This is a genomic window from Polynucleobacter sp. MWH-UH35A, from assembly GCF_018687075.1.
Taxonomy (GTDB): Bacteria; Pseudomonadota; Gammaproteobacteria; order Burkholderiales; family Burkholderiaceae; genus Polynucleobacter.
The window spans coordinates 716,599-729,264 of sequence record NZ_CP061285.1; the positions used below are offsets into that span (position 1 = coordinate 716,599).

At 47.1% G+C, this 12,666-nt stretch carries 10 protein-coding genes; 5 read left to right on the forward strand and 5 right to left on the reverse strand.

Annotated elements, in window-relative coordinates:
- Positions 1-189: 189 nt before the first annotated feature.
- Genes aceE through lpdA form a run of 3 tightly spaced genes read left to right on the forward strand, consistent with a single transcriptional unit; the run spans position 190 to position 6,300 of the window.
- Positions 190-2,886, forward strand: a complete 2,697-nt coding sequence (gene aceE / locus ICV36_RS03790) for a pyruvate dehydrogenase (acetyl-transferring), homodimeric type (protein WP_215401224.1) — start codon at positions 190-192, stop codon at positions 2,884-2,886.
- 15 nt (positions 2,887-2,901) lie between these two features.
- Positions 2,902-4,509: a dihydrolipoyllysine-residue acetyltransferase gene (gene aceF / locus ICV36_RS03795; protein WP_215401225.1), complete on the forward strand. Its 1,608-nt coding sequence runs from the start codon at positions 2,902-2,904 to the stop codon at positions 4,507-4,509.
- 9 nt (positions 4,510-4,518) lie between these two features.
- Positions 4,519-6,300 carry a dihydrolipoyl dehydrogenase gene (gene lpdA / locus ICV36_RS03800; RefSeq protein WP_215401227.1) on the forward strand — a complete coding sequence of 594 codons (1,782 nt, stop codon included), beginning with the start codon at positions 4,519-4,521 and terminating at the stop codon, positions 6,298-6,300.
- A 91-nt stretch (positions 6,301-6,391) separates the two neighbouring features.
- On the opposite strand, the gene ICV36_RS03805 is transcribed toward lpdA, so the two are convergent.
- Positions 6,392-6,946: a phasin family protein gene (locus ICV36_RS03805; protein WP_215401229.1), complete on the reverse strand. Its 555-nt coding sequence runs from the start codon at positions 6,944-6,946 to the stop codon at positions 6,392-6,394.
- A gap of 192 nt (positions 6,947-7,138) precedes the next feature.
- Here ICV36_RS03805 and ICV36_RS03810 point away from each other — a divergent pair, with 192 nt between their 5' ends.
- Positions 7,139-8,026 (forward strand): DMT family transporter, encoded by an 888-nt coding sequence (locus ICV36_RS03810; protein WP_215401230.1) that lies wholly within the window; start codon positions 7,139-7,141, stop codon positions 8,024-8,026.
- 121 nt (positions 8,027-8,147) lie between these two features.
- Positions 8,148-9,164 carry a serine hydrolase gene (locus ICV36_RS03815; RefSeq protein WP_215401231.1) on the forward strand — a complete coding sequence of 339 codons (1,017 nt, stop codon included), beginning with the start codon at positions 8,148-8,150 and terminating at the stop codon, positions 9,162-9,164.
- A 10-nt stretch (positions 9,165-9,174) separates the two neighbouring features.
- Here the strand turns inward: ICV36_RS03815 and ICV36_RS03820 are convergent, their stop codons facing one another.
- The 4 genes from ICV36_RS03820 to aat all read right to left on the reverse strand — a co-directional run bounded on the left by ICV36_RS03820 (position 9,175) and on the right by aat (position 12,662).
- Complete coding sequence (locus ICV36_RS03820) at positions 9,175-9,999, reverse strand: IclR family transcriptional regulator (protein ID WP_215401233.1); 825 nt, start codon at positions 9,997-9,999, stop codon at positions 9,175-9,177.
- A gap of 138 nt (positions 10,000-10,137) precedes the next feature.
- Positions 10,138-11,172 carry a quinone-dependent dihydroorotate dehydrogenase gene (locus ICV36_RS03825; protein ID WP_215401235.1) on the reverse strand — a complete coding sequence of 345 codons (1,035 nt, stop codon included), beginning with the start codon at positions 11,170-11,172 and terminating at the stop codon, positions 10,138-10,140.
- Positions 11,173-11,181: 9 nt separating this feature from the next.
- Entirely contained in the window at positions 11,182-11,928 is a 747-nt protein-coding gene (locus ICV36_RS03830) for an arginyltransferase (RefSeq protein ID WP_215401236.1), read from the reverse strand.
- Positions 11,925-12,662, reverse strand: a complete 738-nt coding sequence (aat, locus tag ICV36_RS03835) for a leucyl/phenylalanyl-tRNA--protein transferase (RefSeq protein WP_215401238.1) — start codon at positions 12,660-12,662, stop codon at positions 11,925-11,927. The genes ICV36_RS03830 and aat overlap by 4 nt, the downstream gene beginning before the upstream one ends.
- Positions 12,663-12,666 lie beyond the last annotated feature (4 nt).

Sequence of the window (12,666 nt, forward strand, 5' to 3'; positions counted from 1 at the left end):
TGCCCTATAGCACCCCTATTGAATGGTTTTTTAGATTAGACATTCTTTCTATTTGCAGCGCAATAAAATACCACATTATGAGAAATATTATCATTATGTGGAAAATTGCTTGTTTACACCCATATACCTTCCTAGAATATTGCCTATAGAGTTAATGACAAATTAAGCACTATTCATTGGAGACAAAAGATGGCCGCAGTTCCAGACCAAGTATTAGGTAAACAGAATGCCCAGGATGTGGATCCGGGGGAGACTCAAGAATGGTTGCAAGCGCTTGATGGCGTGATTCGCAACGAGGGTCCTGAGAGAGCGGCCTATCTGATTGATCAGCAAATTTCTCATGCGAGGGTTAACGGAGTAGTGCAGCCTTTCCATGCAGAGACTCCTTATATCAATACCATCCCTGTTGAAAACCAGGCACGCTTACCCGGTGACCAAAATGTAGAGCATCGCATTCGTTCCTACACGCGTTGGAATGCAATGGCAATGGTTCTGCGTGCTAATAAAGACACCAACGTTGGTGGGCATATTTCTTCATTCCAGTCAGCAGCTACTTTGTATGACGTTGGCTTTAATCATTTCTGGCACGCCCCATCTCCTGAGCATGGCGGGGATCTGATATTTGTTCAAGGACACTCGGCGCCGGGTGTTTATGCGCGTGCATATATGTTGGGCCGTCTTGAAGAGGGTCAGCTTAATAACTTCCGTCAAGAAGTGGGCGGTAAAGGAATCTCTAGTTACCCACATCCATGGTTGATGCCAGATTTTTGGCAGTTCCCAACAGTGTCGATGGGTCTTGGCCCAATTATGGCCATTTATCAAGCGCGCTTTATGAAGTACCTGACTGATCGTGGATTTATTCAGGAGCAAGGTCGCAAAGTCTGGGCCTTCTTGGGTGATGGTGAAACCGACGAACCAGAATCGTTGGGCGCAATTGGCATGGCCGGTCGTGAAAAGCTCGACAACCTTATTTTTGTTATTAACTGCAACTTGCAGCGCTTAGATGGGCCAGTGCGCGGTAATGGAAAAATCATTCAGGAGCTTGAGAGTGAATTCCGTGGCGCAGGTTGGAATGTCATCAAAGTAGTGTGGGGCGGTCAGTGGGATGCTTTATTTGCCCGCGACAAAAAAGGCATCTTGATGCAGCGCCTTGGCGAAATTGTTGACGGTCAGTATCAAACCATGAAGTCTAAGAATGGCGCTTATGTTCGCGAGATCGTATTTAATACCCCAGAATTAAAAGCTTTAGTGAGCGACTGGAGTGATGATGAAATCTGGCAACTCAATCGCGGTGGTCATGATCCTCATAAAGTTTTTGCAGCATTTCATGCGGCGGTAAATCACAAAGAACAGCCAACAGTGATCTTGGCCCACACCATTAAAGGTTATGGCATGGGAGGCTCTGGAGAGGCTATGAATATTGCCCACCAAGCCAAGAAGATGAACGCCGATGACGTCCGTCGTTTCCGCGATCGCTTTGAGATTCCTGTAAAAGATGAGCAATTAGATGAAATGCCTTTGGTGAAATTTGCCGAAGGTAGTCCAGAGTTGGAGTACATGAAGGCGCGTCGTCAAGAATTAGGTGGCTACCTGCCACAACGTCGTATGAAGGCAGAAAGTCTGCCTGTGCCAGCACTCGATGTTTTTGCTCCTTTGCTAGAAGCTACTACAGAGGGTCGCGAGATCTCAACAACCATGGCATTCGTACGCATGCTCAATACGGTTGTGCGCGATAAAGTTTTGGGTAAGCGTGTAGTACCTATTGTTCCAGATGAATCTCGTACCTTTGGTATGGAAGGCATGTTCCGCCAACTCGGCATTTGGAATCAATTGGGTCAGTTGTATACACCAGAAGATCATGATCAATTGATGTTCTATAAAGAAGATAAGACTGGTCAAATCTTGCAAGAGGGTATTAACGAAGCTGGTGGTATGTGTGATTGGATCGCCGCTGCAACTTCTTACTCTACCCACGGCGTCCCAATGCTGCCTTTCTATATCTTCTACTCGATGTTTGGTTTCCAGCGTATTGGTGACTTGGCTTGGGCAGCAGGCGATATGCGTAGTCGTGGTTTCTTGCTGGGGGGTACTGCCGGCAGAACTACTTTGAATGGTGAGGGCTTGCAACATGAAGATGGTCATAGCCATCTCTGGAGCGGTGCAGTTCCAAACTGCATTAGCTATGACCCTACATTCGCATTTGAGTTGGCTGTAGTAATTCAAGATGGTATGCGTCGCATGTTGGAAGTTCAGGAAGACGTGTATTACTACGTTACGTTGATGAACGAGAACTATGCTCATCCAGCAATGCCTAGGGGCGCAGAAAAAGACATTATTAAAGGTATGTACAAGTTGAAGTCTGTTGGAGACGACAAGGCATCGCTACGTGTACAACTCTTAGGTTCTGGCACCATCTTCCGTGAGGTGATTGAAGCTGCCGAGATTCTCCATAAAGATTGGGGCATTGCTTCTGATTTATGGGGTTGCCCAAGTTTCACTGAGTTAGGCCGTGATTGGACTGCGGTTCACCGCGCTAATTTACTGAACCCAACTGCTGCGCCAGCCTTATCTCATGTGGAGAAGTGCTTGAAAGATACCTCCGGGCCAATCGTTGCTGCTACCGACTATGTTCGTTTGTTCGCAGAGCAGATTCGTCCAGCGATTCAGCACATGGGTCGTCGCTATGAAGTGTTAGGCACTGACGGCTTTGGTCGTTCTGATACCCGTGAAAAACTTCGTGACTTCTTTGAAGTAGATCGCCGTTGGGTAGTTCTCACCGCTTTGAGATCGTTGGTTGACTCTGGTCAGCTTGATCGCTCTAAGTTGGCTGAAGCGATTAAGAAATATGACATCGACACTACTAAACCAAACCCGATGATGGTTTGATAAGAGATAAATACTATGAGTCAACTAATTGAAATCAAAGTCCCGGATATCGGTGACTATAAAGATGTGCCGGTCATTGAAGTCTTAGTCAAGGCGGGTGACAAGGTCGAGAAAGAGCAATCCATTGTGGTGCTTGAATCTGATAAAGCCACTATGGATGTTCCCTCATCGCACTCCGGCATCGTTAAAGAAGTCAAAGTTAAAGTGGGTGACAACCTTTCTGAGGGATCACTGGTGATTACTTTAGAAGAGGGCGCGGGAGCGCCTGCAGCTTCAGCACCACCGCCTGCGGTCAGTGCATCTGCTGCAGCACCTGCAAGCACTGGCGGCTCACCTATTGAAATTAAGGTTCCCGATATTGGTGATTACAAAGATGTTCCAGTCATTGAAGTCTTAGTCAAGGCAGGTGACAAGGTCGAGAAAGAGCAATCGATTGTTGTTCTTGAGTCTGATAAAGCCACTATGGACGTTCCTTCATCACACTCCGGCATCGTCAAAGAAGTTAAGGTCAAGGTAGGTGATAACCTCTCCGAAGGATCGGTAGTTGTGATCTTGGAAGGTGGGGCATCAGGATCTGCAACGGCTCCTGCCACCGCACCTGCAGCATCTCCAGCCGCTTCAGCAAGCAAACCGGTTGAACCTCCAATTGCACGTGCACCAGCACCGCCTCCCATTAGCAGTACACCTGCTCCAGTGGATGCAGCAGTGAGCCATGCAAGCCCATCTGTGCGCAAGTTTGCGCGTGAGCTCGGTGTGACCATTGCGCAAGTCAAAGGGTCTGGACCAAAGGGTCGGATCACGCAGGAAGATGTTCAAGCATTTGTGAAGGCGGCCATGAGTAGCGGAGCTGCAAGCTCTGCGGCAGCATCTAGTGGCGGTAGCTTAGGCGGCCTCAATTTGATTCCTTGGCCGAAAGTGGATTTCACGAAGTTTGGTGAGATTGAGCGTCAGCCATTAAATCGAATTAAGAAACTCACTGCAGCCAATTTGGGTCGCAACTGGGTGATGATTCCTGCCGTGACTTACCACGAGGACGCTGACATTACTGACTTAGAGGCATTCCGTGTTCTCACGAATAAAGAGAACGAGAAGAAGGGCATCAAAATTACCATGCTCGCTTTCTTAATGAAAGCCGCTGTAGCAGCGCTGAAGAAATATCCTGAGTTCAACAGCTCTTTGGATGGCGATGATCTGATTCTGAAGAAATACTTCAATATTGGTTTTGCGGCAGATACACCAACAGGATTGGTTGTACCTGTGATTAAGGATGCAGATAAGAAAGGCATCTTTGAGTTAGCGAAAGAAACCTCTGATTTAGCGGCGCTCGCTCGGGATGGCAAGTTAAAGCCAGATCAAATGCAAGGCGCTAGCTTTACGATCTCATCTCTAGGCGGTATTGGTGGTACGTATTTCTCGCCGATTGTGAATGCGCCTGAGGTAGCTATTCTGGGTGTTAGCAAGGCTGCCATGAAACCAGTTTGGGATGGCAAGCAATTTGTCCCAAGACTGATTTGTCCATTATCTTTGTCTGCAGATCACCGCGTGATTGATGGTGCTTTGGCTACGCGTTTCAATGTGTACATAGCTCAGCTCTTGGCCGACTTCCGTCGCGCTAGTCTGTAAGGGGGGTCTATGGCTAAGCAAACGATTCTCGTTCCAGATATTGGAGACTATTCAGATGTGCCGGTGATTGAAGTGCTGGTTAAGGTTGGTGACGTGATTGAAAAAGAACAGCCGTTATTGGTTCTTGAATCCGACAAGGCCACAATGGAAGTGCCAGCAGATGCTGCAGGCACCGTTACTAGCATTGCAATCAAACTCGGGGATAAGGTCAGCAAAGGTTCTGTGATCGCTGAAATTGAAGCGAGTGCTCCGGCTCCAGCAGCAAAACCTGTCACATCAACTGCGCCAACACCAGCAGTGCCAACAATGACAGCGGCTCCTGCACCAGTGGCGGGGCAGTACAGCGGCAAGGTTGATCATGAGTGTGAAATGCTGCTGCTTGGTGCGGGTCCTGGTGGTTACAGTGCAGCGTTCCGTAGTGCTGATTTGGGCATGAATACCGTATTAGTAGAGCGCTATCCGACTTTAGGTGGTGTGTGCTTGAACGTGGGTTGTATTCCATCAAAAGCATTACTTCATACCACCGCAGTCATGGATGAAGTCAAAACCATGGCTAAGCACGGCATTACTTTTGGCGCCCCCAAGATTGAGATCGATCAATTGCGTGCTTACAAAGAATCTGTGATTGCCAAATTAACGGGCGGACTGGCTGGTATGGCAAAAGCCCGTAAGGTGAAAGTGGTGCGTGGTCTAGGTAAGTTTTTGGATGCAAACCATGTCGAGGTTGAGCTAACTGACGGTTCAGGTCAGGATCTCACCGGCAAAAAAGAAGTGGTGCGTTTTCAGAAGGCCATCATTGCTGCAGGTAGTCAACCCGTTAAATTACCTTTCTTGCCAGCAGATCCACGTATTGTGGATAGCACTGGCGCATTACTGCTCAAGAGTATTCCAAAGAGAATGCTCGTTATTGGTGGTGGCATTATTGGTTTGGAGATGGCAACGGTATACAGCACACTCGGTTCGCGCATCGACATCGCTGAGATGATGGATGGCCTTATGGCTGGTGCTGATCGTGATTTAGAAAAAGTTTGGGAGAAGTTCAATGCCGGACGATTTGAAAAAATCATGCTCAAGACCCGCGCTGCCAAGGCTGAAGTTAAACCCGATGGCATACAAGTAAGCTTTGAAGGTGAAAATGCTCCAGCAGAACCGCAAACCTACGACTTGGTATTGGTTGCGGTAGGTCGCGCACCGAATGGCAAAAAGATTGATGCTGATAAAGCGGGTGTTCAAGTCGATGATCGCGGTTTTATTCCGGTTGACAAACAAATGCGTACCAATGTGCCTAATATTTTCGCCATTGGCGACTTGGTTGGTCAGCCAATGCTGGCTCACAAGGCAGTGCATGAAGGTCACGTTGCTGCTGAAGTTGCTGCTGGTGAAAAATCCTACTTTGATGCGAAACAAATTCCATCAGTTGCCTACACAGATCCTGAGGTAGCTTGGGCTGGTTTGACAGAGGAGCAGTGTAAGGCGCAGGGAATCGCTTATGAGAAAGGTTTATTTCCATGGGCGGCCAGTGGACGTGCCATTGCCAATGGTCGTGATGAAGGTTTCACGAAGCTGATTTTTGATGCTACTACTCATCGCATTATCGGTGGCGGTATTGTTGGTACACACGCCGGTGATTTAATTGGTGAAGTGTGTTTGGCTATCGAGATGGGTGCCGATGCAGTGGATATTGGTAAAACAATACATCCCCATCCCACTCTCGGTGAATCGGTTGGTCTAGCTGCTGAAGCGGCGCATGGTCATTGCACCGACTTGCCACCAGTAAAAAAGAAATCTTAAGTAGTTAAGAAATATTGGCGGTGCAAAAGTAAAAGCCCCGAGTCATCGGGGCTTTTGCATTCAAGCGGGTTCGCTTAAGTTTCTTTTGAGATTATTTCTTCTTGCCGGATTTACTGGCGGTATCAGCAGCCTTTAATACGGTTTCAGTTGCGGTGTTGAGATTGGTTTGCGCAACTTCAACTGCATGCTTCACCGCCTTTTGACTAGTTTCAAACACATTGTTTGCAGAAGCGATAGCCTGTTTCATAGCTTGCACGGCTGCATCAGAGCCAGCTGGCGCATTCTTAGTCCACTCTTCCACCAATGAGTTGATTTTCTTTTGCCCTGCTTGAAATTCTTTTTCAGCAGACTGGGTGAAACTATTTTGAGTCTCGTGGGCCAATTCATATAAATGACGACTATAAGCCATAATTTTTTCTGCCATCGGCTGCACAGTTTCAGCTTGATGAGCAAGCAATTGCTGAATGTCTTTAACTTCCAGCGCTTTCTTGGCGCTATTCATGCTATCGCTCAAGCTTTGTTTGGCAATGTGCATGTTGAGCTCAACCAATTTTTCAATACTTTGCAAAGCTTGATTGGTTAAGCCACTCAAGGTTTCTAAGTTTGCTTTTTGTGCGGCTGCAATTTGTTCTGGGGTTAAGTTCATCTTTATCTCTTTCCGTTTGACTGGTCTTTTGCTTGTGTACTTTTCTCTAATGTACTCCCTTTGGCAGCATTATATGAGCTAAATATTGCGTTGCAGCATAAGTTGCGCGTGATGGATCTAAGAAGGTCAAACGTGAAAAGAGCCTAAAATTGAACTCTTAGTAAAATTCTCAATATTTTCAGTAAGTTATCCATGAAGCTTTCATTAGACAATGCCATTGCCCCGATATTTGTACTTATTTGGAGCACTGGCTTTGTCATTGCGCGTCTGGCCATGCCCTATGTAGAGCCGGCAACCTTCTTATTTTGGCGTTTTACGGGTGTTTTAGCCGCCATGGCAGCCCTCAGTTTGGTGTGGAGAATTACTTGGCCTAGTTGGTCTCAAATCAAGCACATCGCCGTTGCCGGCATGTTGCTCCAGTTTGGGTATTTGCTAGGCGTATGGTTTGCTGTCAGATTGGGAATGACGGCTGGGCTCGTGGCAATCATTGTGGGGCTTCAGCCAATCGTGACTGCTTGGTTCGCCGCCTGGATTTCAGAAAAGGTAACTCCTCGCCAATGGATTGGCCTGGGATTTGGATTTGCTGGCGTCGCCTTGGTCGTTGCTGAAAAAATCGGCTTTGCACATATTCCTTTTGCAAGTTACATACTCGCATTTGCTGGATTGCTCTCGATTACCTTTGGCACCTTGTATCAGAAGAAATATTGTCCCGTATTTGACCTACGCGCTGGCTCATCCATTCAGTTTGGTGTGTCAGCGGTACTCTGCTTTATCTGCATGTATTTATTCGAGTCGGGAGAGATGGTTTGGAATGCATCCGTTATTAGTGCTTTGCTGTGGGCTATCTTCCCGTTATCAATTGGGTCCATCAGCTTGCTATTTATGATGATTCGCAAGGGGGCTGCAACTAAAGTCACCAGCTTTCTCTATTTAGTGCCACCGACAACTGCAGCAATGGCTTGGTTGATGTTTGATGAGCCATTTACATTATTAATGGCGGTGGGCTTGTGCTTGACGATGACGGGCGTGGTGCTAGTAAATGCCCGTCAGGCCAATACAGTGGCGACGATTGCGGAGTAGGGTAAGCCGTTTAAAGTTTATTTAGTGGGATGAATTACCTAGTTTGGGGCGAATAAAACCGTCATGTCTTAGGAAATTAATTATCATTCCGTATGTTGAAAGTTTTGGAAGGTATTTTGGGATGCGTTTGAATCGATTTTGGCTTGCTGCCTTAGGGACACTTTTTGTAGTTAGCACCTTAGTTAATACACCCGCTATTGCCTCTACTAAAGATAAGCAGACCGCTAAAACTCCCGCCAAAGCAACTACTAAGACATCTACAAAATCTGCCAAGAAGCCCAAAACTGTTCGCGTTACAGTAACGCGTTCAGCAGAACCCATCATTCCTGCGAGACCATCTCTTGCTACTGCATTGGGATTGCGTGGTCAGCACGATGAGCTCAGTCTCAAATCTAGCGTAGCCATGGTTGTTAATCAAGATACCAAAGAAGTGTATTTTGAAAAGAACCCATCGGTGAGTTTACCGATTGCCTCTATTACCAAGTTAATGACAGCGATGGTGGTGTTGGACTCTAAGTTACCTTTAGATGAAACATTGGTCATTAATGCAGACGACGTGCATATCTATCGCACATCCCGTTTAGCTGGCGGCACAGTTTTAACCAGAGAAGAGGCATTGCTCTTGGCGCTCATGTCCTCTGAGAACCGGGCCGCATATACCTTGGGAAGAAATTATCCAGGCGGCATCCCTGCGTTTGTGGATGCGATGAATCGTAAGGCAAAAGAATTGGGCATGGACCACTCTCATTTTGCCGATCCTACCGGACTCATGAGTGAGAACGTTGCCTCTGCGGAAGATCTAACAAGGATGTTGAATGCTGCTTATCAATACAAAATGATTCGGGAGTTTTCAACCTGGCCAGATTTAACTATGGTGATTGCGAAACGTCCGCAGAAGTTTCTCAACACCAATCGCTTAGTACGCTCCGGTGATATGAATATCGGCCTCCAGAAAACTGGCTTTATTAATGCCGCTGGTAAATGTTTAGTAATGCAAGCTAGAGTGAACAACACACCATTGCTGTTGGTTTTCTTGGACTCTGTTGGAACGCAATCACGTTTTGCAGACGCTGTGCGTGTGCGCGATTGGTATGAGCGTATGCCTTCTGGTGCGCAGCCGATCCGTCGCTTGATGTAAGCTGAGCTAACTAGCTTGCTGAGCCAGGCTCGGCAGATTTGGGTTTAAAGCCCATGCCCTTGGATATCTGTAGGGCAGTTTCTTGAAGGGCGCGTAGCCAATCTGCCTGAATGCGATCGGTTGGCGCACTCAAAGATAAGCCAGCAACTAATTTTCCAGTGTCATCCAAAATGGCGGCAGCTAAGCAGCTTACGCCCAGCTCTAATTCTTCATCATCACGAGCACTGCCGACTTTACGCACGTTATTGAGCTCTGTTTCGAGTTTGCCAAGTTCGGTAATGCTATTGCGTGTATGACCTGATAAGCCAGTGCGAGTGACATAAGCGCGTACTTGGCTAGGATCATCACTCGCTAAAAATAGTTTGCCAACAGAGGTGAGGTGAAGTGGTGCGCGACCGCCAATGGCGCGAACTACCTGCATACCAGAGCGTTCGCTATAGGCGCGGTCAACATAGACGATTTCATCACCTTGGCGAACCGATAAATTCACAGTTTCACCGGTAAGTTTATGAAGGGTGCGCATTGGAAGTTGAGCGGCTTCACGAACAGAAAGGCGAGCCTTTACCAAGTTTCCCAATTCCAAAAGTTTTAGGCCCAGACGATAAGCGCCGCCATCCCCACGCTCTACCAATCGACAGGCAACCATGTCATTCAAAATGCGGTGGGCAGTAGAGGGGTGAAGACCTGTAATTTCAGCTAAGTTCTTCAGGCTACTAGACTCTTCTTGAACGGCAAGGGCATCGAGCAAATTCATCATGCGCTCCACTACCTGGATAGCAGTTTTTCCTACTTCACCAGTAGATTTTGGGGTTTTGATGGTTTTGCTGGTGCTCATAGCCCGTATTGTAGCGATTTCCAATGAGATTGCATATTATGAAATCCCATTTTATAAACCTACAACAGCAAATTGTATTGGTGCTGAATCTAGCTTAGTGCTGCCTTAGTGCTGCCTTAGTGCTGCCTTAGTGCTGCCTTAAGGCTGTCTTAAGGCTTTGGCACATTCATTCACGAGGTCTGGGCCACGATAGATGAGTCCGCTATAGAGTTGAACAAGGCTAGCGCCTGCCATGATCTTCTCACGCGCATCGATACCGCTGAGGATGCCGCCTACGCCAATAATAGGTAGCTGATTGCCTAGTCTTGCCTTTAAAGCTTTAATCACGACATTCGAAGCATGACGCACAGGTGCACCTGATAGGCCGCCAGTTTCTGTTCCATGCTCCATGCCTTGTACCGCATCTCGTGCAATGGTTGTATTGGTGGCAATGACCGCATCCATACCAAACTCCATCAGAAGGTCAGCAATGAGATTGATATCGTCATGATCTAAGTCCGGTGCAATCTTCAGAAACAAAGGTTTGCGTACACCATAGCGGTCGCTTAAACGCTTGCGTGCTGCATCCAAGCTGCCCAGCAATTCGCGGAGCATTTCTTCGCCTTGTAAGGCGCGTAGGTTTTGGGTGTTTGGAGAAGAGATGTTGACAGTAATGTAAGTAGCAATTTCATAGACTGCCTCCATCGCTAAAACATAGTCACGTGAAGCCTCTTCTATAGGTGTACTGGCGTTCTTGCCAATATTCAATCCAAGCACACCACCGCTTTGCCAAAACTTTGAACGACGCACTCTCGCTACGCAAGCATCTACGCCATCATTATTAAATCCCATGCGATTAATGATTGCTTGGGCTTCTGGAAGACGGAACATTCGTGGCTTAGGATTGCCAGGTTGGGGTTTTGGAGTAATGGTGCCGATTTCAAGAAATCCAAACCCGAGTGCGGCAAGTGCATCAATATGTTTGCCGTCTTTGTCCAGTCCTGCAGCTAATCCCACTGGATTTGGAAACTCAATGCCGCAAACTATTTGGGGATCTTTAATGGGCTTGGTAACTAAGCGCTCTAACAATCCCCAACGCTCTGCGCGATCCAAATTGCTGAGAGTGAGATTATGGGCATTTTCTGGATCCAGGCAAAAGAGCCAAGGGCGTAGGAGGGAGTAACGATCGATCATGGATGGATATTATGACTCAGACAGCGGTTGCCAATGATCATCAATCAAGCCTTCCATAGGTTGGTATTTCACCTTGTATGACATCTTGTCGCTTTCCTTGATGTAGTAGCCAAGGTAAAGGTAGGGCAAGCTTAATATGCGGGCTTGTTCTATCTGCCACAAGATGCTGTAACTTCCATAACTCGCAGTAGGCTCAGAGGTGTCGTAGAAGGTATATACCGACGATATACCCTGTTCCAGAATATCGATCATGCTGACCATGCGCAAACGACCTGGATGGGGATCATGCGGGCCATCCCGAAACTCAACAATACGGGAGTTCACACGACTTTGCAGTAAGAACTGCATGTATTGATCTTGATCGTCGCTATCCATATCGCCACCTGCATGACGTTCAGCCTGATAGCGTTGATAGAGTTGGTAGTGCTCTTCTTGGTAACCAAGATTGAGTACAAAGGCCTCTAGACCTGCATGTTTTTTATGGGCTCGACGTTGACTGCGTGAAGGCACAAATTGATTCACCAAAATGCGTGTGGCAATACAAGCCTTGCATTCATCACAATATGGTCGATAAGTATATAAGCCGCTTCGTCTAAATCCTGCATTCAATAAATCACTGTACACATCTGCATGAATGAGGTGTGAGGGTGTAGCTACTTGTGAGCGTGCAGTCTTGTTCGGCAAATAGCTGCAAGCATAGGGAGCAGTTGCATAAAACTGCAGAGTGGTTAAGGGAAGTTCTTTAAGCTGAGTCATATCCAGTGATGCAAAATAGATTTGTCAAAAGTCCAGGATTTGTCAATATTAGTTTGATTTATGGATGTTTGCAGTTGTTCTAAAAAAGCTTGCCTAGGTATTGGGGTTGCGCCTAATGATAGGAGGTGGCTTGTCTCTTGCTGACAGTCAATCATTGAAACCCCGAGTTGGAGGCACCAGGCGCTCAGTGCGGCTAATGCAATTTTGGAAGCATTCGCCTTGCGACTAAACATGGATTCTCCGAATACCATGCCGCCAAAATTGACGCAATACAGACCACCTGTTAACTGGCCATCCTCTCTCACCGCAATACTGTGAGCATATCCTTGCTCATGAAGTGCAGTGTAAGCATCCATAATTTCGTGGGTAATCCATGTGCCATCTTGATTCTTTCGAGTGCTGGTAGCGCAAGAGCGGATAACAGCGCCAAAATCGTCATCCACCACAATTTGCGACGGTGAGTTTTGAGTAAAGGAGCGGATGATTTTTCGCAAGGACTCACTGCATTTAAATTCATTGGGCTTTAATACCATCCGGGGGTCTGGTGACCACCAGAGGATGGGTTGATTATCGGAGTACCAAGGAAAGATACCTTGTTGATAAGCGCGAGCAAGTTGCCCTGGATAGATCCGTTCGCTAACAGCAATTAATCCAGGAACGCTGGGATCGGGATCCGCCTCGATGAGGGGGTTTGGAAAAGGATCCTGAGGTCCTAACCAAGAGATCTGACTCATGTTG

What these genes read in the sequence shown, in the direction of transcription:
- lpdA (WP_215401227.1), top strand. Translation starts at nt 4,519, where the DNA reads ATGGCTAAGCAAACGATTCTCGTTCCAGATATTGGAGACTATTCAGAT.
- ICV36_RS03805 (WP_215401229.1), bottom strand. Translation starts at nt 6,946, where the DNA reads ATGAACTTAACCCCAGAACAAATTGCAGCCGCACAAAAAGCAAACTTA.
- ICV36_RS03810 (WP_215401230.1), top strand. Translation starts at nt 7,139, where the DNA reads ATGAAGCTTTCATTAGACAATGCCATTGCCCCGATATTTGTACTTATT.
- aceF (WP_215401225.1), top strand. Translation starts at nt 2,902, where the DNA reads ATGAGTCAACTAATTGAAATCAAAGTCCCGGATATCGGTGACTATAAA.
- ICV36_RS03825 (WP_215401235.1), bottom strand. Translation starts at nt 11,172, where the DNA reads ATGATCGATCGTTACTCCCTCCTACGCCCTTGGCTCTTTTGCCTGGAT.
- ICV36_RS03815 (WP_215401231.1), top strand. Translation starts at nt 8,148, where the DNA reads ATGCGTTTGAATCGATTTTGGCTTGCTGCCTTAGGGACACTTTTTGTA.
- aat (WP_215401238.1), bottom strand. Translation starts at nt 12,662, where the DNA reads ATGAGTCAGATCTCTTGGTTAGGACCTCAGGATCCTTTTCCAAACCCC.
- aceE (WP_215401224.1), top strand. Translation starts at nt 190, where the DNA reads ATGGCCGCAGTTCCAGACCAAGTATTAGGTAAACAGAATGCCCAGGAT.
- ICV36_RS03830 (WP_215401236.1), bottom strand. Translation starts at nt 11,928, where the DNA reads ATGACTCAGCTTAAAGAACTTCCCTTAACCACTCTGCAGTTTTATGCA.
- ICV36_RS03820 (WP_215401233.1), bottom strand. Translation starts at nt 9,999, where the DNA reads ATGAGCACCAGCAAAACCATCAAAACCCCAAAATCTACTGGTGAAGTA.